The organism is Microbacterium sp. NPDC086615 (assembly GCF_040686055.1).
Classification (GTDB): domain Bacteria; phylum Actinomycetota; class Actinomycetes; order Actinomycetales; family Microbacteriaceae; genus Microbacterium.
The window spans coordinates 1-24,294 of sequence record NZ_JBFBJJ010000013.1; the positions used below are offsets into that span (position 1 = coordinate 1).

17 protein-coding genes and 1 pseudogene are annotated in these 24,294 nt (G+C 70.7%); 17 read left to right on the forward strand and 1 reads right to left on the reverse strand.

What is annotated here, in order from left to right; translation table 11 throughout:
- A pseudogene (locus AB0O24_RS13330) lies at positions 1-150 on the forward strand (IS30 family transposase); the annotation flags it as partial.
- Between the two features lie 169 nt (positions 151-319).
- Positions 320-916, forward strand: a complete 597-nt coding sequence (locus AB0O24_RS13335) for a hypothetical protein (RefSeq protein ID WP_363375490.1) — start codon at positions 320-322, stop codon at positions 914-916.
- Positions 917-920: 4 nt separating this feature from the next.
- On the opposite strand, the gene AB0O24_RS13340 is transcribed toward AB0O24_RS13335, so the two are convergent.
- Complete coding sequence (locus tag AB0O24_RS13340) at positions 921-1,514, reverse strand: hypothetical protein (RefSeq protein ID WP_363375492.1); 594 nt, start codon at positions 1,512-1,514, stop codon at positions 921-923.
- Positions 1,515-1,639: 125 nt separating this feature from the next.
- Between AB0O24_RS13340 and AB0O24_RS13345 the strand changes: the two genes are divergently transcribed.
- The 15 genes from AB0O24_RS13345 (at position 1,640) to AB0O24_RS13415 (ending at position 24,263) form a co-directional block, all read left to right on the forward strand.
- On the forward strand, positions 1,640-2,728 hold the full coding sequence (locus AB0O24_RS13345; RefSeq protein WP_363375494.1) for an ABC transporter: 1,089 nt from the start codon (positions 1,640-1,642) through the stop codon (positions 2,726-2,728).
- 11 nt (positions 2,729-2,739) lie between these two features.
- On the forward strand, positions 2,740-3,225 hold the full coding sequence (locus tag AB0O24_RS13350) for a hypothetical protein (protein ID WP_363375496.1): 486 nt from the start codon (positions 2,740-2,742) through the stop codon (positions 3,223-3,225).
- Positions 3,226-3,305: 80 nt separating this feature from the next.
- Positions 3,306-3,968, forward strand: a complete 663-nt coding sequence (locus tag AB0O24_RS13355) for a hypothetical protein (protein ID WP_058596744.1) — start codon at positions 3,306-3,308, stop codon at positions 3,966-3,968.
- Positions 3,969-4,066: 98 nt separating this feature from the next.
- Positions 4,067-5,200 (forward strand): serine/threonine-protein kinase, encoded by a 1,134-nt coding sequence (locus tag AB0O24_RS13360; RefSeq protein ID WP_363375499.1) that lies wholly within the window; start codon positions 4,067-4,069, stop codon positions 5,198-5,200.
- Positions 5,200-11,157, forward strand: a complete 5,958-nt coding sequence (locus AB0O24_RS13365) for an Ig-like domain-containing protein (RefSeq protein ID WP_363375502.1) — start codon at positions 5,200-5,202, stop codon at positions 11,155-11,157. The genes AB0O24_RS13360 and AB0O24_RS13365 overlap by 1 nt, the downstream gene beginning before the upstream one ends.
- Before the next feature lie 115 nt (positions 11,158-11,272).
- Positions 11,273-12,247, forward strand: a complete 975-nt coding sequence (locus AB0O24_RS13370) for a MoxR family ATPase (protein WP_058595432.1) — start codon at positions 11,273-11,275, stop codon at positions 12,245-12,247.
- Positions 12,248-12,272: 25 nt separating this feature from the next.
- On the forward strand, positions 12,273-13,649 hold the full coding sequence (locus AB0O24_RS13375) for a DUF58 domain-containing protein (protein ID WP_363375504.1): 1,377 nt from the start codon (positions 12,273-12,275) through the stop codon (positions 13,647-13,649).
- Complete coding sequence (locus AB0O24_RS13380; RefSeq protein ID WP_363375507.1) at positions 13,646-16,123, forward strand: transglutaminaseTgpA domain-containing protein; 2,478 nt, start codon at positions 13,646-13,648, stop codon at positions 16,121-16,123. Before AB0O24_RS13375 ends, AB0O24_RS13380 begins: the two co-directional genes overlap by 4 nt.
- Positions 16,120-17,694, forward strand: coding sequence for a DUF5684 domain-containing protein (locus AB0O24_RS13385; RefSeq protein WP_363375509.1), 1,575 nt, complete (start codon positions 16,120-16,122; stop codon positions 17,692-17,694). Before AB0O24_RS13380 ends, AB0O24_RS13385 begins: the two co-directional genes overlap by 4 nt.
- On the forward strand, positions 17,691-18,419 hold the full coding sequence (locus AB0O24_RS13390) for a hypothetical protein (RefSeq protein WP_363375512.1): 729 nt from the start codon (positions 17,691-17,693) through the stop codon (positions 18,417-18,419). The genes AB0O24_RS13385 and AB0O24_RS13390 overlap by 4 nt, the downstream gene beginning before the upstream one ends.
- Positions 18,420-18,783: 364 nt before the next feature.
- Positions 18,784-19,152 carry a 30S ribosomal protein S12 gene (rpsL, locus tag AB0O24_RS13395; RefSeq protein WP_013584051.1) on the forward strand — a complete coding sequence of 123 codons (369 nt, stop codon included), beginning with the start codon at positions 18,784-18,786 and terminating at the stop codon, positions 19,150-19,152.
- A gap of 5 nt (positions 19,153-19,157) precedes the next feature.
- Positions 19,158-19,628 (forward strand): 30S ribosomal protein S7, encoded by a 471-nt coding sequence (gene rpsG / locus AB0O24_RS13400; RefSeq protein WP_058595427.1) that lies wholly within the window; start codon positions 19,158-19,160, stop codon positions 19,626-19,628.
- Positions 19,629-19,714: 86 nt separating this feature from the next.
- Positions 19,715-21,829 carry an elongation factor G gene (fusA, locus tag AB0O24_RS13405; protein WP_363338064.1) on the forward strand — a complete coding sequence of 705 codons (2,115 nt, stop codon included), beginning with the start codon at positions 19,715-19,717 and terminating at the stop codon, positions 21,827-21,829.
- A 159-nt stretch (positions 21,830-21,988) separates the two neighbouring features.
- A complete protein-coding gene (gene tuf / locus AB0O24_RS13410) occupies positions 21,989-23,182 on the forward strand; it encodes an elongation factor Tu (protein WP_058595425.1) in 1,194 nt (397 codons plus the stop codon).
- Positions 23,183-23,423: 241 nt separating this feature from the next.
- The gene (locus AB0O24_RS13415) at positions 23,424-24,263 is read left to right on the forward strand and encodes a hypothetical protein (protein ID WP_363375515.1); all 840 of its coding nucleotides are present in this window, start codon (positions 23,424-23,426) and stop codon (positions 24,261-24,263) included.
- Positions 24,264-24,294: the final 31 nt, after the last annotated feature.

A 24,294-nucleotide genomic window follows, 5' to 3' on the forward strand; every position in this document is an offset into this window, starting at 1 on the left:
AACGAGAACACCAACGGCCTGCTCCGGCAGTACTTCCCGAAAGGCACCGACCTGTCCGTCTACGGTCCGGAAGACCTCGAGCACGTCGCCCAGAAGCTCAACGGCCGCCCACGCAAAACGCTGGGCTGGGACACCCCAGCCCAGCGTCTGCTAGAACTCGTTTAGTTCAGTTGGTGTTGCGACGACCCCTAGAAACCGCCTCATGCCGGGGGCCTTCGTCGTGTCCGCGCCGTTTCGAACGCGCGACGTGTGGCGTCCGCGGCGTGTCGGAGGCCGGATGCGTCGGGGGAGTGCGCCTACCGTGGACGGGGAGGAACGGATGGCGCGAGTCGGTGGCCGGAACGTGTGGATCGCGTGGCCGGTGGGAATCATCTGCACCGTGGTGGTCGCCGTCCTGGTCGTTCTCGCGGTCCCCGGCATCCCGGCATCCGTGATCTTCGTCGGTGACACGCTCCGCGCGGCCCGGTCCGCTCCCACGGCCACGCCGGAGCCGGCTCCGACTCCGGCGTCGACCTGTCGCGAGCTCTACACGGCGGACCTCTGGTCGTCGCTGGTCTGGTCGCGCAACAATCTCCTGACGCAGCGTCGGACCCCGGCGGCGTCGACCCCCGAGGCCGTCGCGGCGTCGGGGGCGACCGTGGTCGTGACCTGTCACTGGCGGGGGACGGCGGGTCGATCGATGGAGACCACGGTGTCGACCGTCACCCCCGAGGGGGCCTCGGCTGTTCAGGCGACCCTGTCGTCGCAGGGATTCGGATGCCAGGTCTCCGGCGACACGGTCCACTGCGAGCGCGCGGCGGGCGGTGTCGTCGAGGTGCATGACATCCGCGGCGATCGGTGGGTGTCGTCGACCCTCACGAACTGGATGCCGGACGGGTACGCCGAGACGGTGGCATCCCGAGCCTTCGCCGAGTGAGCGATCAGCCGAAGATCGACGCGATGATGCTCGCGGTGTAACCCGTCGGCGCGAGGTTGGAGTACTGCGTGTCGATCAGGACGTCGTCGCGCCAGAAGAGCGTGCGACCGTCGTTGACCGGGTAGGTGTCGTTGATCCACGTCTTCTCGCACCGCGTGCCGTCGTCGGGCGTGTAGCAGCTGAAGCCCTGCGTGGCGACGAGGTCGTTCAGCATGTCGAGGGCGGGGCCGCGGTCGACGCGGGTGATACGCGTTTCGAGGCCCGTCGTGTCGGCGCCGGGATCGCGCCAGATGCAGATGAGCGAGCCGTCGGGCTGCGGCCCGGAGGCACCGACCGACGGGTCATTCAGTGGGACGGATGCCAACTGGGCCAGGACGTCGGCCGAGAGCATCGCGCGGCAGTCTGTGGGGATGGCCGCGGGGGCGACGGTCGGGGTGATCGTGGGGATGGGTGTCGCCGTCGGGGAGGCGGGCGACTCCGCCGCCGGTGCCGTCGGTGCGGCTGAGCCGCCGTCGTCCGGCGCGCACGCGCTCAGGGCGAGCACCGCCGCGACCGCGAACACGGCTGCGCCGGTCGGACGAAACACGCGACGGGCCATGAAGTCACCCTAGATGCCGCCACCGACACGGTCGAGACCGACACACGACGGCACGCCTGCGCCGTACGGCGACGAGCGCGGGTTAGCCTGACGCCGCAGATACTTGCGCGCGTGAGGAGACCCCGATGAGCGACCCCCAGTCGTACGGTGACCCCGTCGACGAGCCCAAAGACGAGGCGCACGACGTGGTCGGGCGCGCGCACGAGGGCCTGGCCGACGCCGAGGCCGCCCAGCGCGATGCCGTCGACCCCGCCGAGGCTGCCGCCGCCTGGGACGAGCGTGAGCGCGACCAGCACGTGTCGTCGACGCCCGCGGCGACCGAGACGACCACGGCGACCGTTCACGACGCGTCGCCGGTCGCCCCCACGACCACGACCGACCTCGATGACGAAGACGCCCGCTGGGCCGCGTACGCGGCTTCGGCGGAGCCCGAGGCGGCGCCCGCCGCGGCGACGACCGACGCGTCCACGCAACGCTACGACGCCTACGGCGACACCGCCGGGGCCGCGGCTGCCGGGGGAGCCGTCGCCGCAGGTGCCGCGGCGGCCGGAGCGTCCTCGACTCCGGTGGCGTCCACCACCGCTTACGACACACGATCGACGGACGCTCCCACGACGGCCTCCCCGACCGCGTACGCGAACGCCGCGCAGCCGATCTTCGTCCAGGCCCCCGAAGCCCCGCGTCCGCGCGGCAACCGCGGCGCGGCCGGCGCGATCGGTCTGCTCGCCGCGCTCTGCTTCGCCGTCCTCTACCTTGCGGCGACCCTCGGTCTGCGTCTGCTGACGGGCGATCTCGAGGTGTCCGGGCTCGCGAATGCCGCTCTCGGCGCCCTCGCCACGTGGGGTCTCTGGGTGCCGACCGTGGCTTTCTACCTGGGCTTCTGGTTCCTCGGGGCCCTCATCAACCGCGGCCGGTGGGGCCACTGGGTGGTCTGGGGCCTCGTCGTGGGCGTGATCGCCTGGGGCGGGCATCTCCTCGGTGCCCTCTTCGCCGCGCCGTTCTGGATGCTCACCGCCCGAGAGGGCGTCGACCTCCTCGGCGACAACGTCCTCGCTCCGCTTGCGATCGTCGCATTCGTCCTCGGGCGCGAGCTGACGATCTGGTTCGGCGCGTGGGTCGCGCGTCGCGGCCGGCGCGTGACCGAGCTGAACGACGAGGCGCAGCGCGAGTACGAGCGCACCCTCGAAGCGGGCCCGCAGGTGTCCGTCGTCTGAGGCGGGATGCCATGACCGACGCGCCGCGACCGGCGGGGGTGACCCCGCCGGTCGCTGTCGTTTTCGCGACCGTGACGTTCGTCGCTCTCGGGATCGGTGGACTCGGGGTCGCCAGCCTCGTTCTCGATCGCGACGTCATCCCTGTGACGGGTCTCGGCCCGATCCCCGGGGTCATCGGCCTCGTGGTCGCGACCGCGCTTTTCGCCGGCATCCTGCTCTGGGGGCTCCGAGCGGAGCCGCCCGGGTATCTCACCGCGGTTCCGTGCGCTCTCGGTGCCTACGTGGGGGAGCTCGCCGGGATCGTCGTGGGAGGCCTGTTCAGCGGGGCGGACCCCGCGCGGGCGGTCGCCGCGGCCGGGACCGTCGCCCTCGGCTGGCCCGGGGCCGTGCTCGCGGCCGCTGCGCTGCTGGCGGCGGTGTTCGGAGTGTTCCTCGTGCGCGTGCGGACCGAGCGCCCGCGGTGGACCTGGGAGGACGAAGACGACGACACCCCCTGATCGTCGCCAGGGGCGCGGGTGTGACGCGCGGGAGACACGATGATCCCCGCTGCCCGGGCGTGTCGGTCTAGCGTAGGAGTGTGGAGCGGTCGCTCGAGACCCAGGTAGGCCAGGCGGTGGACGCCTGGCTGAAATGGCTGCCCCGGTGGGAGCCCGCGAACCACCGCGGCCGCATCGCGCCGTGTCGTCGGTGCTTCGGATCCCCGGTCCTCTCCGCGGCGGGTCTCGGTTCCGACGTCCCCCACGGCGTCCAGCACGGTCTGTCCACCCGCGTGAAGACGATCGTCGATCACGCCGTTGCCGAGTACACCGCACGCAACCTCCCGATGCTGCAGGCCGAACTGGACCAGCAGGCCGAACGCAACCGCCGTCGCTCGTACCGTCCGGCGGAAGGGCTCGAACCCGAGTTCGAGGGGTTGCCGCTCGACCCCGAGCCCGAGCCCGGAGCGCCGTTCCTCTTCACCCTCACCGGCCTGGCCGCCGAAGAAGACGCGGTGATCCCCGCCCTCCCTCCGCTGTCGGATGCCGCGAAGGCGGCGCTGCGTCAGGAGGTCGGTCTCGCCGACGATTACGCGAACATGATCGGCCGCGAGGTGTGCACGATCCTGCTGCACCACCGCCTGCGCATCCAGGGTGCGATCGCCGAATACGTGGAGCCGCAGGTGGCGGCGATGCTCGACGAACTGACGCGTTCCCTCGATGCGCCGTTCGATCCGCGCGACCCCGGCGACGCGGCATCCTGAGCTTGTCCACAGCCCCCGGGATCCCGGAGGCGCCTTTGTTAGCATTGCCGGGTTGTCCGCCCGGCCAGACGCGGGCGCGTCGTCCGGGAGGGGGCACCATGCCGCAGCGCCTCCCCTCGTCGCCGCCGATCCTGCCCGGGCTCGCGTACATCCGTCCGCTCGGCTCCGGGGGCTTCGCCGACGTCTTCCTCTACGGGCAGGACATGCCGCGTCGCGAGGTGGCGGTCAAGGTCCTCCCGAGCGACGTGCGCGATCCCGATCTCCGCCGCATGTTCAACGCCGAGGCCGACGTGCTCGCGCACCTCTCGGCGCACCCCTCGATCGTCACCGTGTACCAGGCCGGGATCTCCGCCGACGGCCGGCCCTACATCGTCATGGAGTACTGCCCGGGATCGCTCGCCCAGCGCTACCGGGTCGAACGGATCCCCGTGCCCGAGGTCCTCGCCATCGGCGTGCGCATGGCCGGAGCCCTCGAGTCGGCTCATCACGCGGGTCTGGTGCATCGCGACGTGAAGCCGAGCAACATCCTCGTCACGACCTTCGGGGCGCCCGTCCTCGCCGACTTCGGGATCTCGTCGTCGCTGGTGCGCCAGGACGCCGACGAGATGCTCGCGATGTCGGTTCCGTGGAGCGCCCCCGAGGTGATCGCCGAACAGACCGCCGGCACCGTCTCGAGCGAGGTGTGGAGTCTCGGGGCGACCGTCTACTCGCTCCTGGCCGGGCACAGTCCCTTCGAGCGTCGTGAGCGCGGGCAGAACTCGCGCGAGCAGCTGCGGCGCCGCATCGCGCGCGCGTCGTACACCGAGATATCCCGCTCCGACGTGCCGCCGTCCCTCCAGGCCGCGCTCGCCCGCGCGATGTCACGGAACCCGCAGGACCGGCATCCGAGCGCGCGCGCTCTCGGCGAAGACCTGCAGCACGTGCAGACCGAGCTCGGCCTCGCCGCGACCCCTCTCGAGGTGCCCAGCGCCGCCTGGTCGCCGTCGGCCGGGGTGGTCGACTTCTCCGACACGGCGCTGCGTGGGCCCACGCGCTCGCACATCGAGCGCGAGGGCGCGCGCAAACTCCGCGACCGCTCCGGGGTGACGGGCCTCGCCCGCGACGAAGACACCGACATCTCGGCTCCCGGGCCGGCGTCGCACCGCGTCCTGCCCTGGGCGCTCGCCGGAGCGACGGTCGTCGCCGCGGGCGCCGTGGTCGTCGCCGCGCTGTACGCCACGGGGGTGCTGTGATGCGGCGACGTACGGTCGTCGGTCTCGCCTCCACGCTCGCGGCTGCGGCTCTCGTGATCACGGCCAGCGTCGTCTGGCCCGGCCTCGACGCGCAAGAGACCCCCGAGGTCGACACCTCGGTCTGGGCTCTGCAGACCGGCGAGGGCCAGCGCTACGCCCGGGTCAACACCTCGGTGGGCGAGCTCGACACCGTGCGGTCGGCAGGCAATCCCAGCGAGGTCGCGCAGAGCGCGGACGGCGCGTACCTGTTCACCGACAGCTACAGCAAGCTCTCGCGCATCGACGAGGCCCAGCCGGTCGACCTGCAGGAGGAGCAGCTCTCGTCCGCCCCCGACACCCCCGCGGGCACGACCTCGGTGGTCACGGCGGGCGATTTCGTCGTGTACCGCACCGACACCGGCACGCTGTTCACCGGCCGGCTGAGCGAGGCCGGGCAGGCGGCATCCGAACTCGATCCGTTCGGCTCGACCGGCGGCGACTCCCCGTCGTACACCGCGGATGCCATCGCCCTCGACGACCGCGGAATGCTCTTCGCGTACTCCTCGGCGGACGGTTCCGTCATCCGCTACGACATCGCCGCCGACGAGGTGCGCGCGCGCGATGCGCTCGCCGCCGAGGTGTCCACCCCGCTCCTCTCGGCGGCCGGAGACACCTGGGTTCTCGTCGACGGCGACGCGGGGCGCGTGTGGGTGCGCGGGGCCGACCCGGTCGATGTCGCCGTGGTCGACCAGGCCGTCGTCAGCTCTCCCGATTCCGCGGGCAGCGCGGTCTACCTCGCCGACGAGCAGTCGCTGTGGGCGATTCCCGTCGACGGTTCCGGACCGAACCGCGAGGTGGGCGGCGGGGGCACCGTTCTCGGGCAGCCCGCCAAGCCGATCTCGCACGGGGGCGTCGCGTACGCGGCGTGGCTGCTCCCCGGCGAGGCCGGCGGAACGCTCTGGCGTTCCGACGCGGGCGAGACGCCGCTCGATTACGCGGGGGGAACGCTTCCCGATCAGCGTCGTCCGGTGTTCGTCGCGACCGACCACGCCGTGATCCTGAACGAGACGCGCAGCGGCTGGGTGTGGACCGTCCCGAACGGGACGCTCGTCGCGTCGAGTCAGAACTGGAGCCTCGACGACAGGACGGAGCAAGCCGCGGTCCAGAGCGATGAGCAGCTCAGCGTCGTTCTCGACCCCAAGCCCCCGATCGCGGAGCCGGACGCGTTCGGCGTGCGGGCGGGCCGCCTCGTCACCCTTCCGGTCCTGCTGAACGACCACGACCCCAACGAAGACGTGCTGAGCATCGTCGGCGAGAGCGTCACAGGTCTCGATCCCGGCTTCGGTGAGCTCAGTCTCACCGACGACGATCAGCGCCTCGCGGTGCGCGTGCGCCCCGAGGCGACCGGCACGGCGACGTTCTCGTACGCGGTGACCGACGGCACGACGCCCGACGGGCTGACATCCGCCCCCACCACCGTCACGCTGACCGTCTCGGCCGAAGCGGCGAACGCCGCCCCCGTGTGGTGCGGTGTCGAGAAGTGTCTTCAGCCCTGGCCCACCCCGGAGGTCGCGCGCGGCGGCACGATCACGGTCCCCGTCCTCCCCGGATGGGTCGATCCCGACGGTGACCCGCTGCTGCTGCTGTCGGTCGACAACCCGGGCGGAGTCGGCAGTGTCACCTCGACCCCGGCGGGCGAGGTCGTCTACCAGCACGCCGACGACGGCTCCGGCGGCGAGCAGACGATCCAGCTCGACGTCACCGTCGCCGACACCCGGGGAGCCGTGGCGACGAAGCCGCTGCTGATCCGTGTCGCCCCTGACCCCGGCCTCGCCGTGCAGTCCTTCGCCGTCGTCGACACGGTGGGGTCGAGCCTCACGGTCGATGTCGGCCCGCACGTGACCGGGACCGCGGGGGCCGTCTCGCTCAGCTCGGTCCGGATCCTCGACGAGGCCGCGGCCACCGCGGGTGTTATCGGCGGCAGCACGACCTTCGACTTCACCGCGTCGCAACCGGGCGTGTACCGGGTCGATTTCACGGTCTCCGACGGGGGACGGGATGCCACGGGCACCGCCCGCATCACCCTGCTGGCCGCGGACGCCCCGGCGCAGCTGTCGACCGCTCCCGTCGTCGCGTTCGTGCGCCCGCAGGAGGACGCCACCCTCGACGTGTTCTCGGCGGTGTCGAATCCGACGGGACGCGTCCTCCTGCTGAGCGATGTCGTCGCCGTGGCCGAGGACGGTGCCTCGCTCAGCGTCGACACGGTCGGCCAGAACGATCTCCGCGTCTCGGGGAGCACCGCCACGGGCGAGGCCGGTCTCCTCGGCACCGTCACCTACAGCGTGAGCGACGGCACCGACGACGAGGGGGCCCGCGTCAGCGGGGAGGCGACCGTCTACCTGCTGCCGCCGGCGCCCGAGATCGCCCCCATCGCGGTCGATGACACCGTGACCGTCCGGGCCGGTGCCCAGGTCGACATCCCCGTGCTCGACAACGACGTGTCGCCGGCCGGTGGACGACCCACCCTCGACCCGGCGAGCGTGAGCGCGCAACCCGCGAGCGACGCGCTCGCCTTCGCCTCGGGCGGGGTGCTCCGCTACCTCGCGCCGACCACTCCCGGCTCGTACGAGGTGACGTACCGGGTGTACACCACCGGCGCGCCCTCGCTGTGGGACGAGGCGACGGTGCACATCACCGTCCTCGGTAACGACGCGAATCGGGCGCCGGTGCCGGACACCCTGCAGGGTCGGGTGCTGAGCGGCGGGACGACGACCATCCCGTTCTCCGGCTTCGGGGTCGACCCCGACGGCGACGCGGTGATGCTCGACCGGATCGTCAGCCAGCCCGATCGCGGGACCGCGTCGATCTCTCCCGACGGCCTCTCCATCGTCTACGCGTCCGTCCCCGGGGATCGCGGCCAGGTGTCGTTCCGCTACCGCGTCTCCGACACTGCCGGCGCCACGGGCGAGGGCACCGTGCGCATCGGCGTCCTGGACGCCGAGGCGAACCCGAGCCCCATCACCTTCACCGACTACGTCCAGGTGCAGGCGGGCGCAGACAGCCGGCTTCGCGTGAGCCCGCTCGCGAACGACATCGATCCCACGCAGGGTCGTCTGACGCTCACCGGTGTGCGTCCCGACCTCCCCGAGAAACTCGTCGACGGCGAGGACAACCCCGAGTACGCGCGCCTGGCCGAGCGGGTCGAGTCGGTCACCGACACCGGGGTGGTGATCCGCGCGGGAGACGCCCCCGCGACGATGTCGTTCCTCTACGACGTGGCATCCGATTCCGGGAACACCGGGCGAGGACTCATCGTCGTCAAGGTCGTTCGCGAGAGCGTGCCCGACTATCCGGTCGTGGCCGACACGGCGCTCACCCTCGAGGACCGCGAAGACTTCACGACAGGGGTCGACGTTCTCGCCGGTCGCGCCACGTGGTCGGGCGGCGACGTGAGCGACCTGAGGGTCTCGCTGTGGGGGAATCCGTCCGACGTCCGCGTCGAAGGGCGTCGCATCTCGGGGGATCTGCCGGCGACGCGCCGCATCATCCCCTTCGCGGTCACGGGCACGGTCGGCGGCTCCGAGGTCACGACCTACGCTTTCCTCCGCGTCCCCGGTGACGACGACGTGACGCTCGCCCTGCGTCCCAACTCGGCGCAGCGCGTCGACGAGCTGTCGTCGGTCGACTTCGACATGGCATCCCTCGTCGCCCTTCCTCGGCGCGCCACCCTCGAGGTCGGCACCGAGGCCACCACGACCGGCGCGCGCGCCGAGGCGCGGTGCACGGTGTCGGGCTCCCGGGTGACCTACGAAGCCGGGACCGGGTCACCGTGGGCCGATGCCTGCATCGTTCCGGTGCGCATCGCGGGGACGCAGGAGTGGACGCTCCTCTCCGTCCCGATCGGCATCGTGGCGCGCGACCCGCAGCCCGAGCTCCGCCCCGGCTCGCTCACGGTCGGGCCGGGCGAGACCGCGACCTTCGACCTGCGCAACATGACCTCGTGGCAGCTGGGCCGCGAGGACTGGAACAGCATCCGCTACGTGCTCGAGTACTCGGGGTCGGCGTTCTCGTCCGTCACGCTCGACGGCTCGACCGTCACCGTGACCGGTGCCGACCGTGCCGTTCCGGGAACCGAGAACGCGGCGATCATCACGGTGACGAGTCACAACGCGGTGGCTCCCGCCCGTCTCCTCCTGCGCGTGGGTTCAGCTCCGTCGACCCTCCCGCAGGGTGGCACGACCTCCCGCCAGTGCTCGCAGGCCGACGGTTCTTCGTGCACGATCGAGGTGGTCGGCGCCGACGGAGAGGTCAACCCGCTCCCACGCACACCGCTCGAGGTCGTCGGCGTCCGGTCGACGGGAACCTGCACGGGCGTGAGCTTCGCGGTGGCTTCGGCGACGAGCATCGCGGCATCCTGGACCGGCGACGCCCCCGGCGCGACCTGTGCGGCCAGCGTGACCCTGCGCGACGCTCAGGGGCGTAGCACCGCGGGTCCCCGCGACGCGCGCGTCGTGCTCGACCTCCAGGGCTACCCGCGCACTCCGGCGAGCGTCCGCCAGTCCGCGTACGCCGACGGCTCGCTCACGCTCCGCGTCGACGCGGGTGAGGCGCGGCGCGCATACCCCGGGCTCACCGGCTTCGTGGTGCGATACCGCGGCGACATCGTCGCCCGCTGCGCGCCGGACGGCGGCTGCCCCACCATCGCCGCGCCGAACGGCGACCAGCGCGAGTACGTCGTCACGGCCGTCAACGACGTGGGCGAGTCCCGCGGATCGGTGCGCACGACCGCGTGGGCGTACGACCCGCCGCCGCGGCCCGACAGCGTCGACTGGACCCCGACCGTCACGGACGACGGGGCCGGCAACGTCGTCGACCTCCTCGTGCGAGGAGTGGATGCCGCCGAGACGGGGTCTCTCCAGATCCGGAGCAGCACGGGCGAGACGCAGACCGTCTCGGTCGGGCGCAACCAGCAGGACGTGCCGATCAAGGGCTTCCGCGTCGGCAGCAACGCGTCGACGGAAGTCCGCGTCACGCCGCTGTCGCGCTTCGACGTCCCCGCCGGCCTCGGCGGCTCGGTCGAGGGCGGCGTCCTGACCTTCCGCGCCCACGGCGTGGGCAAACCGACCGGGCTCGCGTTGACCCTCACCTCGCGCACGGCGTCCGACGGGTCGGCGACGATCGTGGCCCAAGCGACCGCCGATCCGAACGGCACTGATTCCGAGCTGCGCTTCGGCATCGTCGAGGGGACGAACTGCCGGACGGGCGATGACGGCGCACGCCGTGAGTTCCCCGGCAAGAAGGACGGCGAGGAGTACACCTTCACCGCCTGCGTCGACTCGGTCTACCAGGGCAAGACGTACGGCTCGGCCGCCCCCGTGACCGACACGAAGCGGGTCGATCAGGATCGCGCGGCGCCGCAGGGGTACACGTTCCGCGTCGACGCGGAGCCGATTCTCGATCGTGATGGCGGTCGCGCCATCGCGCGCTGGCGGATCGACGAAACGATCCAGGCCGGTAGCAAGCCTCCGCGCAACAACGTGCCCGTGTACACGAATTTCGAGAACAACAGGTCGACGGTCTTCGACAGCGACCCGGGTATCGGCGTCTACTTCGAGCACGAGTTGTGGGGCACGAAGTCCGAGACGGGTCGCGTCGCTCCCGCCGAGGGCAGCGCGCCCTATCAGGTGCAGGCTTCCGCCTACGTGCGTTCGTGCGTCGCCGGCGACGAGCTCGACATCTCACGCAGCTCCAGCAACGACAAGGCATCGTTGGATGTCGACACCTCTCAGGCGGTGTTCCGCGACGCGAAGGGCGCGGTCGTGCCCCGCGCCGAAGGCAGCGATCGCGTCCCCGTGGGCGCGGAGCGCGTCGAGAATGTCGTCGTCACCGTCGACTGGTCCGCCCAGGGGTGGGGACTCGACGCGGCGACGCTCACCGTGTCGGGCTCGTGCTCGCCCGGAACGCCCACGAAGCCCTGACCCGACTAAGCCCTGACCCGACGAAGCCCTGACCCGCCAAGCCCTGACCCGCGAAGCCTCGACCCCCGCGTAGCCCCACCCCCGGCATCCATCCCCCAGAGAGAGACCCACCGACATGACGATCACCCAGGAACAGGCGACCTGGTTCGCGCAGACGTTCTCGCAGATCGCCGACAACGTCGAGCGCGCCGTGCTCGGTAAGAGGCACGTGGTCGAGCTCGTGCTGACCGCGATGCTGAGCGACGGGCATGTCCTCCTCGAGGACGTGCCGGGTACCGGGAAGACCTCGCTCGCGCGCGCGGTCGCCCAGTCGGTGCAGGGGACGAACACCCGCATCCAGTTCACGCCCGACCTGCTGCCGGGCGACATCACCGGCATCACGGTGTACGACCAGAAGACGGGACGATTCGAGTTCCACGCCGGGCCCGTCTTCGCCAACATCGTGCTCGCCGACGAGATCAACCGGGCGAGTCCGAAGACGCAGTCGGCCCTGCTCGAGGTCATGGAAGAGGGGCGCGTCACCATCGACGGCGTCTCGCGCGAGGTCGGCGTGCCCTTCCTCGTCCTCGCGACGCAGAACCCCGTCGAGCAGGCGGGCACCTATCGCCTCCCCGAGGCGCAGCTCGACCGCTTCCTCCTACGGACCTCGCTCGGTTACCCCGATCACGCCGCCACCGTGCGCATCCTCGACGGAGCGGCCGTCTCGACGGCCGACCTCCGCCCGATCGTCACCCCGCAGGCTCTCGTCGGAATGGCCGACCTCGCGGCCACCGTGTACGTGGACGCCCTCGTCCTCGACTACATCGCCCGGCTCGTGGATGCCACGCGCTCCGCCGACGAGGTGCGCCTCGGCGTCAGCATTCGCGGGGCGTTGGCCCTCACCCGGGCCACCCGTACCCGCGCCGCCGCGCAGGGCCGCACGTACGCGACCCCCGACGATGTGAAGGCGCTCGCCGTGGCGGTGCTCTCGCACCGGCTCATCCTGCACCCCGAGGCCGAGTTCGACGGGGTGACCGCGGAGGCGGTCATCGGGCAGGTGCTCCTCGACGTCGCACCGCCCACGCAGCGCGAGAGCGAGCGCGCGCGATGACCTCCGTTGCGAGGGGAATTCGCCCATGCCGGAGGTGAACCTCACCGAGTCGCGGTTGACGCGCACGTCCGCCGGCACGGCCGTCACCGGCTCGCGCACCTCGATCACGTCCACCTCGACGCGGCGCGAGCGGCGGATCGTGCGCGCCGTCGTGCGCGTCGCCGAGGCGTGGCGCGTCACGACGGATGCCGCCGTCACGGCGACGCGATGGGCGGGGCGCACCGTGCGCCCGGCGGGCGCCGTCGTGACGCTCGCCGCGACGGGGGGCCTGCTGCTCGGCGTCGTCTTCGGTTGGGTCGAGTGGATGGTCGCCGGCAGCGCCGCACTCCTTCTGCTGCTCATGAGCGTGCCCTTCCTCTTCGGTGCCCGCGCCTACGCCGTCGATCTGACCCTCGCGCGTGAGCGCGTCGTGGCCGGTCACGGTGTGACGGGCGAGATCGTCGTGCACAACGAGAGCTCGCGTGTGGCGCTCCCCGGGCGCCTCGACATCCCCGTCGGGCAGGGCCTCGTGGAGTTCGGGGTCCCGCTCCTTCGTCCGGGGCAGAGCGTCACCGAGGCGCTCGAGATCCCGCCGCTGCCGCGCGGCATCGTCCGTGTCGGTCCGGTCACGACCGTCCGCAGCGATCCCGTCGGGCTCCTGCGCCGAGAGCACGACTTCGACGACGCGCACGAGTTGTTCGTCCACCCCCGCACGGTCGCCCTTCCCTCCACGAGCGCCGGTCTCGTGCGCGACCTCGAGGGCAACGCGACCCGTCGCCTCGTCGACGCCGACATGTCGTTCCACGCCATCCGCGAGTACGCGCCGGGCGACTCGCAGCGGCAGGTCCACTGGAAGTCCACGGCCAAGACCGGCCGACTGATGGTCCGTCAGTACGAGGAATCGCGCCGCTCCCGCATGGCCGTCGTTCTCGGAGCCGCCTCGCAGGAGTACCTCGACGCCGACGAGTACGAGCTCGCCGTGGCCGCCGCGGCGTCGCTCGGGCTCCGCGCCGTCCGCGACGCCCGCGACATCGACATCGTCACGGGCTCCGAGATCCCGCGCGTCGTCAAGGGCCGTCTGCGCGCGATCCGTCACGTGCCGACGATCACTCCGCGACAGATGCTCGACGGATTCAGCGCCCTCGAGCGCTATGACAACACCATGCCGGTCTCCGACGTCTGCCGCCTGGCATCCGAATCGAACGAGCGTCTTTCGATCGCATTCGTCGTCGTCGGCTCCCGGGTTCCCGTCGCGCACCTGCGTCAGGCCGCGCTGGCCTTCCCCGCCGACACCGCGGTCGCGGCCGTCGTGTGCGACGAGCGTGCGCACCCGCGCATGCAGAGCATCGCCGGCCTGACCGTCCTGACCATCGGCACCCTCGACGATCTCGCAGGTCTCCTCGTGCGGGGAGCGACCTCGTGACCGCCGCCCGGCATCCGGGGCGCGTCGTCGCCGCCGCGCTCTACACGCTCGTGACGGTCGCGCTCGCCGCTGTCGCCGCCTGGCCGGTCTACGCCTCGCGGTCCTTCCTCGTGCTCGTGGTCGTGTCCGCCTTCGCGGCGGCGGTGATCGTCGCGCTCGTGACCTGGCGCCGAGGCGGTGGGTGGATCACGGCGGCCGCGACGGTCGTCGCGTTCCTCGTGCTGTGCGTGCCGCTCGCCGTCCCGTCGCGGCTCGGGGGGCCGCTCGAGATCCTGCGGGGCATCGGCGAGGCATCCGCGGGCGTCCTCGTGGCCTGGAAGGACCTGGTCACCGTCGACCTCCCGGTGGGCGACTACCGCAACCTGCTCGTTCCCGCCCTCGTGGTCTTCCTCGTCGGCACGGTGCTCACGCTCTCCCTCGCCGTGCGGGCCGATCGGCGATCGACGGCCGCCGTCGTGAGCGGGTTGCTCATGACCGGGTTCGGTCTGTTCTTCGGCCGGACGTCCCCGAGCTCCCCGCTCGTCTGGGGTCCGCTGTCGCTCCCCGCGCCGATCGAGACCGCGGTGGGGCTGGCGGCGCTGCTCTCCGCGGTGCTCTGGCTCGCGTGGCGGGCCCACGACGAGCGAGTCCGGTCACTCCGTCGCGCCACCGCCCTGGCGACGGTCGCGCCGAGCACACGGCGATCCCGGACGGGTCGGCGTCGCGCCCTCACCGGAGCGAGCATGATCCTCGTCGCCGCTCTCGCGACCGTCGCCGTGGTCCCGTGGGCGGCTGCCGACGCCGACCGGCGCGTGCTGCGGTCGGCCACGGGTCCGGAGCGGCAGATCGCGGAGGCGGTGAGTCCGCTGTCCTCGTACCGGGCGATGTTCTCGGACGCCCGCGTCGACGACGTGCTGTTCCAGGTGAGCGGCGACGGTGCCCTGCCCGACCGCATCCGCGTCGCCACCCTCGACTCCTACGACGGAGAGATCTTCCGCTCCTCGGGCACGGGCGAGGGGCGCTTCGTCCGCGTCCCGTCGCGACTGCCGTCGGGGGAGGGGCGTCCGATCGACGCCGAGATCGAGATCGGCGACCTCGGCGGAATCTGGATGCCGACGGCGGGAAGCCTCGTCCAAGCCACCTTCGTCGGCGACCGGGCGAACCAGCTGGCCGACCGGTTCTACTACAGTTCCGCCGCAGAGGCGGGCGTGCAGATCGCCGACGGCGGGCTCGAGCCGGGCGACCGCTACCGGGTGACGGGGACCGAGACGGCTGCGGCCGACATCGCGAGCCTCACCCCTCCCGGTGCTCCCGGCGGTGTCTCGGGCGGCGAGAACCTCCGCCGGTGGGTCGACGAGCACGCGACCGGCGGCGGTGGGACGGCTCTCGCTTCCCTCGTGCAGCTCCTGCGGGAGCGCGGGTACCTCAGCCACGGACTGGCACCGGCCCCCGGCTCCGCACCCCCGAAATGGGCGGCCGATCTCTCGGGCTATCAGGTGCAGCCGAGCGCGTCCGGCCATTCCCTGGCCCGCATCGAGACGATGTTCCAGCGCCTGCTCGATCGGGAGGACGACCCTCGGGCCACGGCATCCGGAAACTATGTCGCCGCCGTCGGCGACGACGAGCAGTTCGCCGTCGCCGTCGCCCTGATCGCCCACGAGCTGGGTTTCCCCGCGCGCGTCGTGGTCGGCGCGCGCCTGGCGTCCGCCGATCCCGCGCTCCCGACGTGCGACGCCGGAACATGTCGCGCCGAAGACCTCAGCGCGTGGACCGAGGTGCAGGGCACTGACGGACAGTGGGCGGCGATCGACGTCACCCCGCAGCGGGAGCAATCGCCGAGCCTCGAGGTCACCGAGCAGCGCGACCCCGAGAACGTGACCGAGGTGCGCCCCGACACGGTCGACGATGTCGTTCCGCCGGCTCCGTTGCAGGAGGACAACACCCTCAACGATGAGAACCGTGCGGACGACGGTCTCGATCTCGCCTGGCTGTGGCCGATCCTGCGGGTCACCGGGCTTTCGCTTCTCGTCGTCCTGGTGCTGTTCGGCCCGTTCCTCGCGGTGGTGATCGCGAAGGTGATCCGTCGTCGCGGCCGCCGTCGCGATCCCGACCCGCGAGCGGCGATCGCCGGCGGGTGGGACGAGTACGTCGATGCCGGTGTGGACGCGGGTCGCGAACTCCCGCCGGCATCCACCCGCCGAGAGCTCATCTCGGCGTGGGGCACGGCCGGGGGCGAACGTCTCGCGGACGAGGCCGACCGCGCGGTCTTCTCGTCCCGGACCGTCACGGCCGACGAGGCCACGGCGTTCTGGAGGATCGTCGACGCCGAACGCCGCGCGCTCACGCGTCAGCGCGGCGGATGGCGGCGGCTGCTCGCGGCCGTATCGTTGAGATCGTTCCTGCGGTTCCTCGCCCCGCGCCCCACGCGCCGACGGCCGCCGCACCGCGACGAGAGGGGGAAGCGCCCCGCCCCACGGCGGCGCGACACGACATGAACGATTCCACCGGCGCCATCCTCGGGCTGTCCACCGCCGTCCTGTTCGTCATCGTCTACGTCTGGTATGCCCTGGCGCTGTCGGCGATGTTCGCCAAGACCGGCGAGCCGTCGTGGAAGGCCTGGGTCCCGCTGGTGAACCTCGCCACGATCCTGAAGCTCGGCGGCTTCTCGCCCTGGCTCGTCCTCCTGAACCTCGTGCCGCTGTTCGGCGGGATCGCGTTCGTGATCGTCTTCATCGTCGCGGTGCACCGCATCAGCGTCGGATTCGACCGCGGGGCCGGGACGACCGTGCTCGGCGTTCTCGTGCAGGTCGTGTGGGCGAGTGTTCTCGGGTTCGGCTCCGCGCGCTGGTACGGGCACGAGGCGATCTGCTCGTCCGCGATCGACGAGAACTCCGCCCCGTCGCGACGCGGCCAGGACTTCGCCGGTCCCTACGTGCCCCTCGTCGGGGGCTGGACGCCCGAGCCGCCCGCCACGGCCACCGACGGCGACTCACCCCGCTCCGAGCCCGTCGTGCTCCCCTTCGCCGCCCCCTCCGGCTCCCTGTCGGACGCCGTGCCCTCGGCCGTGGATTGGGCGCCGTCCCGCCGGGACGACGAAGCCCCGCTGTCCGAGCGCCCCGCCTCGTCCCGCGCGCAGGACCGTGCTCCGGATGCCGCGCCCCCGACGTCCGTGTTCGACGTCCTCGATGCCCTTCGCGCCGACGCGAGCGAGCCCGCTCCGCGTCGCAGCACCGCCGATGCGGCGCCCGCCTCGTCCGACCCCGACGACAACGGCTTCCAGCCCACGGTCCCCCTGACCCCGGGTCTGCCCTTCCGCGGGCGGGGCGCCGCCGCGGTGCCCCCCGCGCCGACGGAGTCCGAGGTCGAGCCCGCGCCGCGCGCCGCGCAGACGTTCCCGCAGCCGGAGCCGTGGGCGCCGCCGCGCCGGGCAGAGGTCGTCGATACCCCGGTGTCGGATTCTCCCCTCACGCGTCCCGCCCCCGAGGCGCCGCCGGCCCCCGAGGCGTCGCCGGAGTCCGAGGCGCCCGCCTCCGACGCCGAGGCGACCCCGGACGAGTTCCCCGAGCTGTCCGAGGCGGTCTCGGCGGTCTCCGGTGCTCCGGATGCCGGAGCCCCCCGCTCCGCGCGAACCTCGGTCGCCGCGCTGTACACGCAGCCGGAGTTCGCCGCCGACCCGGTCGGCGACGACGACCTCGACGCCCTGGATCGCACGGTCGTGGCTCGTCGACGCCGGATCCCGTGGGCGCTCGTCCCGCCGAGCGGCGACCCGATCGACCTCACGTCGTCCGTGGTCATCGTGGGCCGCCGCCCCGCCGCCGACACCGCATTCCCCGACGCGCAGCTCGTGGCGATCACCGATGAGACGCGCACGGTGTCCAAAACCCACGCGCGACTCCAGCTCCGCGGGGACACGTGGTTCGTCACCGACCTGGACTCGACGAACGGGGTCCTGTTCGCCACCCTGATGGGCACCGAGATCGAGGCGCCTCCGGGGGAGGAGATCGAAGCCGGCGAACGGTTCTTCCTGGGTGACGCGGAGGTGCGGCTGTCCCGGAGGGACGCGTGAGCGGCCCCTACGACAAACCGGACGACCCGGACGAGGTCACGCTCTGGGCGGGCCGACTCCGGCCCTGGCCGACGGCGCCCGTCGACTCCGGGGAAGATGACGCCGACGAGACGGTCGTCGCCCGTCGTCGCCGTTCCGGAGCCGTCGACGACGACACCCTGGTCACCCGACGCCGCGGAGACGACGACACCGTTCGCGCGGACCACGCCGGAGGCGGTGAGGAGCAGCCCGTCGCGGCGGAGGTGAACGATGACACCGCACCCGGTTCCCGCACGTTCGTCGACGACACCGTCCGCTCCGCGCGCGGAACGTCGGCGGACGACGACACCGCGCCGCCACTCCGCACCGAGGTCGACGAGACGGCGCGCTCGTCGCGGACCGTGCAGCACGATGACCAGACGGCGCCGGGGTCCCGGGGATCACGCGACGCGCTTCCCTCACGAGATGCTTCTGCACCCGCGCCCGCGGTCGATGATGCGCACGGTGCTCCGCGACCCGCACGCGTCCCCGACCCCGACACCGCCGAGACGTACCGGCCTCGCATCGACGACGCCGTTCGCGTGCCGCGCAGCGCGCCCGCGCCGAGGGGCGGCCCCGAGCGCGATCCCGCGCGCGTGCGCGCCCGATCCTCGCGTCGCGGCGCCCTCGCACCGCTCGTCATCGGCGGAGCGACCGTCGCCGTGATCGCGGGAGGCCTGGCCGTTTTCATCGCGCTCGTCCGCTGAACGCAGCGATCACGCGGACGGTCGCGCACCGTGTGCTGCGAGATCGCCTCACGTTTGCCCGCACCCCCGAACACCACGTATCATTGACCGGGTGTGCGTTCACGCGCGCCGTGCGTCATGCCTTCGGGCAGGGGGTGCGGATCAACGCTCGCACCATCTCAGGGATCGATCTGCGAACAGGTCGCCCCCACGGCATATCCACCACAAACCGCGTCCGATCATTCTGACGCGCGGTGGATCACACGTGAGCCCGACACGTCACGAATCGCAAGATGAGCGACATGACGGGGGAGACACGACCGCTGTCACCGTGCAGCACCCCGGACGGTCCGAAAGGAACCGCCCGGCCAAACAAGGAGAGAACGTGCCAACCATTCAGCAGTTGGTTCGCAAGGGCCGCTCGCCGAAGGTCTCGAAGACCAAGGCTCCCGCGCTGAAGTCGAACCCCCAGCAGGCCGGCGTGTGCACCCGCGTGTACACCACGACCCCCAAGAAGCCGAACTCGGCCATGCGCAAGGTCGCCCGCGTCAAGCTGCGCAACGGCACCGAGGTCACCGCGTACATCCCCGGTGAGGGCCACAACCTGCAGGAGCACTCGCTCGTGCTGGTCCGCGGTGGTCGTGTGAAGGACCTCCCCGGTGTCCGTTACAAGATCGTCCGCGGTGCGCTCGACACCCAGGCTGTCAAGAACCGTAAGCAGGCTCGCAGCCGCTACGGCGCGAAGAAGGGCTGAGAACCATGCCTCGTAAGGGTCCCGCCCCGAAGCGTCCCGTCGTCAACGACCCGGTGTACGGCGCCCCCGTCGTCACCCAGCTCGTCAACAAGATCCTCGTCGACGGCAAGAAGTCCATCGCCGAGGCGATCGTGTACGACGCCCTCCGTGGCGTCGAGGCGAAGAACAGCCAGGACGCCGTCGCCACGCTCAAGAAGGCGCTCGACAACGTCCGTCCCACCCTCGAGGTCAAGAGCCGCCGCGTCGGTGGCTCGACCTACCAGGTTCCCGTCGAGGTCAAGCCGCACCGCGCGAACACGCTCGCGCTGCGCTGGCTCGTGAGCTACGCGAAGGGTCGTCGTGAGAAGACGATGACCGAGCGTCTACAGAACGAGATCCTCGACGCCTCGAACGGCCTCGGTGCCGCGGTCAAGCGCCGCGAAGACACCCACAAGATGGCCGAGTCGAACCGCGCCTTCGCGCACTACCGCTGGTAAAACCCGCGGAGGGTCTGTGACCGAACCCGGTCACGGACCCTCCGATGGGCCCGGCACCAACCTCCCAACAGGTAAGGAAGACACCCGTGGCACAAGACGTGCTCACCGACCTGCACAAGGTCCGCAACATCGGCATCATGGCGCACATCGATGCCGGCAAGACCACGACGACCGAGCGCATCCTGTTCTACACGGGCGTCAACCACAAGATCGGTGAGACGCACGATGGTGCGGCGACCACCGACTGGATGGAGCAGGAGCAGGAGCGTGGCATCACGATCACCTCCGCTGCTGTGACCTGCTTCTGGGAAAAGAACCAGATCAACATCATCGACACCCCCGGTCACGTCGACTTCACGGTCGAGGTCGAGCGCTCGCTGCGCGTGCTCGACGGTGCCGTCGCCGTCTTCGACGGCAAAGAGGGCGTCGAGCCCCAGTCCGAGACCGTGTGGCGTCAGGCCGACAAGTACGACGTCCCCCGTATCTGCTTCGTCAACAAGATGGACAAGCTGGGCGCCGACTTCTACTTCACGGTCGACACCATCGTCAACCGCCTGAAGGCCAAGCCCCTCGTCATCCAGCTCCCGATCGGTGCCGAGAACGACTTCGTCGGCGTCATCGACCTGGTCTACATGCGCGCTCTGGTCTGGCCCGGCGACGCCAAGGGTGATGTCACCATGGGCGCCAAGTACGAGATCCAGGAGATCCCGGCCGACCTCGTCGAGAAGGCGCAGGAGTACCGCGAGAAGCTCCTCGAGACCGTCGCCGAGTCCGACGACGCGCTGCTCGAGAAGTACTTCGGTGGCGAAGAGCTCACCCACGAGGAGATCAAGGGCGCCATCCGCAAGATGACGATCGCCAGCGAGGTCTACCCCGTGCTGTGCGGCTCGGCGTTCAAGAACCGCGGCGTGCAGCCCATGCTCGACGCCGTCGTCGACTACCTCCCCTCGCCCCTGGACGTGCCCGCCATCGAGGCGCACGACCCCAAGGACGAAGAGGTCGTCATCGAGCGCCACGCCGACCGCGACGAGCCCTTCGCGGCCCTCGCGTTCAAGATCGTGACGCACCCGTTCTTCGGTCGCCTCACCTACATCCGCGTCTACTCGGGTCACCTCGACTCCGGCGCCCAGGTCGTCAACGCGACCAAGGGCAAGAAGGAGCGCATCGGGAAGATCTTCCAGATGCACGCCAACAAGGAGATGCCGGTCGAGTCGGTCACCGCCGGCCACATCTACGCCGTCATCGGCCTCAAGGACACCACCACCGGTGACACCCTGTGCGACCCGGCCAACCAGGTCGTCCTCGAGTCGATGACGTTCCCGGAGCCGGTCATCGAGGTCGCGATCGAGCCCAAGACCAAGGCCGACCAGGAGAAGCTGGGTGTCGCCATCCAGAAGCTCGCTGAGGAAGACCCGACGTTCCGCGTCGAGCAGAACGCCGAGACCGGCCAGACCGTCATCAAGGGCATGGGCGAGCTCCACCTCGACATCCTCGTCGACCGCATGAAGCGCGAGTTCAAGGTCGAGGCCAACGTCGGCAAGCCCCAGGTGGCGTACCGCGAGACCATCCGCAAGTCGGTCGAGCGTCACGACTACACCCACAAGAAGCAGACCGGTGGTTCGGGTCAGTTCGCGAAGATCCAGTTCGCGATCGAGCCCCTCGAGGTCACGGCCGACAAGACCTACGAGTTCGAGAACAAGGTCACCGGTGGTCGTATCCCGCGCGAGTACATCTCGCCGACCGACCAGGGCTTCCAGGACGCCATGAACGTCGGCGTGCTCGCCGGCTACCCCATGGTGGGTGTCAAGGCGATCCTCCTCGACGGCGCCTCGCACGATGTCGACTCGTCGGAAATGGCGTTCAAGATCGCCGGCTCGATGGGCTTCAAGGAGGCCGTCCGCAAGGCGAACCCCACCATCCTCGAGCCGATCATGGCCGTCGAGGTGCGTACTCCCGAGGAGTACATGGGCGACGTCATCGGCGACCTGAACTCGCGTCGTGGCCAGATCCAGTCGATGGAAGACGCCGCCGGCGTCAAGGTCGTCCGGGCCAACGTGCCGCTGTCCGAGATGTTCGGCTACATCGGTGACCTGCGCTCGAAGACCTCGGGTCGCGCCGTCTACTCGATGGAGTTCGACAGCTACGCCGACGTCCCGAAGGCCGTGGCTGACGAGATCATCCAGAAGAACAAGGGCGAGTAACACCGCTCTCCGGATGCTGGGAACCCGGGTTCCTGCTCGGGTTCCCGGCATCCACTCAAACTCAATACCGACTCTCTAGTAACCTGAGAACCATCCCCGTGGAGAATCGGTCGCAATCCAGCGCCCGAGACTTCGCAACTACGTCCTGAGGAGGACCCAGTGGCTAAGGCCAAGTTCGAGCGGACCAAGCCGCACGTGAACATCGGAACGATCGGTCACGTCGACCACGGCAAGACCACGCTCACCGCTGCCATCTCGAAGGTGCTCGCCGACAAGTTCCCGTCGGCCACCAACGTCCAGCGTGACTTCGCGTCGATCGACTCGGCGCCGGAAGAGCGTCAGCGCGGTATCACCATCAACATCTCGCACGTCGAGTACGAGACCCCGAAGCGTCACTACGCTCACGTCGACGCGCCCGGCCACGCCGACTACATCAAGAACATGATCACCGGTGCCGCTCAGATGGACGGCGCGATCCTCGTGGTCGCCGCCACCGACGGCCCGATGGCTCAGACCCGTGAGCACGTTCTGCTCGCCAAGCAGGTCGGCGTTCCCTACCTGCTCGTCGCGCTGAACAAGAGCGACATGGTCGACGACGAGGAGATCCTGGAGCTCGTCGAGCTCGAGGTTCGCGAGCTGCTGTCGTCGCAGGACTTCGACGGCGACAACGCCCCCGTCGTCCGCGTCTCGGGCCTCAAGGCTCTCGAGGGTGACGAGCAGTGGGTCAACTCGATCGTCGAGCTCATGGAAGCCGTCGACGAGTCGATCCCCGACCCGGTGCGTGACAAGGACAAGCCGTTCCTCATGCCCATCGAGGACGTCTTCACCATCACCGGTCGTGGAACGGTCGTCACGGGTCGCGCCGAGCGCGGTACCCTCGCGATCAACTCCGAGGTCGAGATCGTCGGCATCCGCCCGACGCAGAAGACCACGGTCACGGGTATCGAGATGTTCCACAAGCAGCTCGACGAGGCCTGGGCCGGCGAGAACTGTGGTCTGCTCCTCCGCGGCACCAAGCGTGACGACGTCGAGCGCGGCCAGGTCGTCGTGAAGCCCGGTTCGGTCACCCCGCACACCAACTTCGAGGGCACGGCGTACATCCTGTCCAAGGAAGAGGGCGGCCGCCACAACCCGTTCTTCACGAACTACCGCCCGCAGTTCTACTTCCGCACCACGGACGTGACCGGCGTCATCACGCTGCCCGAGGGCACCGAGATGGTCATGCCCGGTGACACCACCGAGATGTCGGTCGAGCTCATCCAGCCGATCGCCATGGAAGAGGGCCTCGGCTACGCGATCCGTGAGGGTGGCCGCACCGTCGGTGCCGGTACCGTCACCAAGATCCTCAAGTAAGTCTCTCCAGACTTCACTCGGCAAGGGCCGGGCCTTCGGGCCCGGCCCTTCGTCGTTCCCGGATGTCGTTCCCGGATGCCGGTCCTTCACGCCGCTACCGGGTGCAGCGCCGGATGCCGACACCCCGGGCCGGCACGAGAGGAGCACGTCGCACGGCTTCGGTGCCTGAGCCAGACGGCGGTGCGGGGGAGCCGATGCCCGCGAAGTGGGGCCGATCGGGTGAAACCCGTAAGCTGAACGGGTGAGTGACACCCCCTTCGAGCCGAGTCGGCGCTCCCGTCGCGAGGCCCGAGCGGCCGTCGACACCCCCACGACAGACCGGACGACCAGTGTCGACGACGGTGTCACCCGCACTGAGCAGCAGCGCTCGTCGCGCGCCGAGACCGACTCGCGGTCCGCGTCGCGTACCGTCGAGCGCCCTTCCGGGAGCTTCTTCGGCACGTGGAAGCCGCTCGTCGCGGCAGCAGCCGCGTTGGTCGTGGCCGTGGTCGTCGGGCTGATCGTGACGGTGGCTTTCGACGGCGCTGCCGGTCGCAGCGCGGGCAGCGTGTTGGCATCCATCGTCGTCGGCGGCACCGGGCTGGGCCTGATGGCGCGCACGCGTCCCGCCGGATTCTTCCGGGTGCGCGGCCTCGACGTGCTGTGGGGGCTCGTCCTCGGGGCGATCATGCCCTTCATCGCCGGGATCGGCGCGGTCTCGCGTGGGTGGCCCGCGTTCGAGGCGCTGTCGCTGCGGTGGTTGATCCTGGGGGTCGCGGCGCCGTTCCTCGTCGTGATGATGCTCACGTTCTTCGCCATCGGTTTCGTCTATCCGGCGGCTCTCGCCTACGCGTCGACGCGCTTCTCGCTGACCATCGCCCGTGTCGTCTCGGGCGCGGTCTCGGCCGTCGCTTTCGCCGTCATCCCGATCGTCTTCGCGGGAAACGTCTCGGGTATGCCGTTCGCCCTCCCCGTCGGGCTGGGGATCGCGGCATCCGTGTTCGTCGCTCTGTCGCGCCGCTTCTGGGGACCGCTCCTGATGGGCCTGGTCTTCACGAGCGTCTGGGTGATGCTCTCGATCGCGGGATTCGTCCTCGCCTGAGCGAGGGTTCACGACACCCCCACGTGCCTGG

Coding starts and splice junctions, on each gene's coding strand:
- AB0O24_RS13350 (WP_363375496.1), top strand. CDS start 2,740: ATGACCGACGCGCCGCGACCGGCGGGGGTGACCCCGCCGGTCGCTGTC.
- rpsG (WP_058595427.1), top strand. CDS start 19,158: ATGCCTCGTAAGGGTCCCGCCCCGAAGCGTCCCGTCGTCAACGACCCG.
- AB0O24_RS13375 (WP_363375504.1), top strand. CDS start 12,273: ATGCCGGAGGTGAACCTCACCGAGTCGCGGTTGACGCGCACGTCCGCC.
- AB0O24_RS13385 (WP_363375509.1), top strand. CDS start 16,120: ATGAACGATTCCACCGGCGCCATCCTCGGGCTGTCCACCGCCGTCCTG.
- AB0O24_RS13370 (WP_058595432.1), top strand. CDS start 11,273: ATGACGATCACCCAGGAACAGGCGACCTGGTTCGCGCAGACGTTCTCG.
- AB0O24_RS13360 (WP_363375499.1), top strand. CDS start 4,067: ATGCCGCAGCGCCTCCCCTCGTCGCCGCCGATCCTGCCCGGGCTCGCG.
- AB0O24_RS13335 (WP_363375490.1), top strand. CDS start 320: ATGGCGCGAGTCGGTGGCCGGAACGTGTGGATCGCGTGGCCGGTGGGA.
- AB0O24_RS13345 (WP_363375494.1), top strand. CDS start 1,640: ATGAGCGACCCCCAGTCGTACGGTGACCCCGTCGACGAGCCCAAAGAC.
- AB0O24_RS13340 (WP_363375492.1), bottom strand. CDS start 1,514: ATGGCCCGTCGCGTGTTTCGTCCGACCGGCGCAGCCGTGTTCGCGGTC.
- AB0O24_RS13365 (WP_363375502.1), top strand. CDS start 5,200: ATGCGGCGACGTACGGTCGTCGGTCTCGCCTCCACGCTCGCGGCTGCG.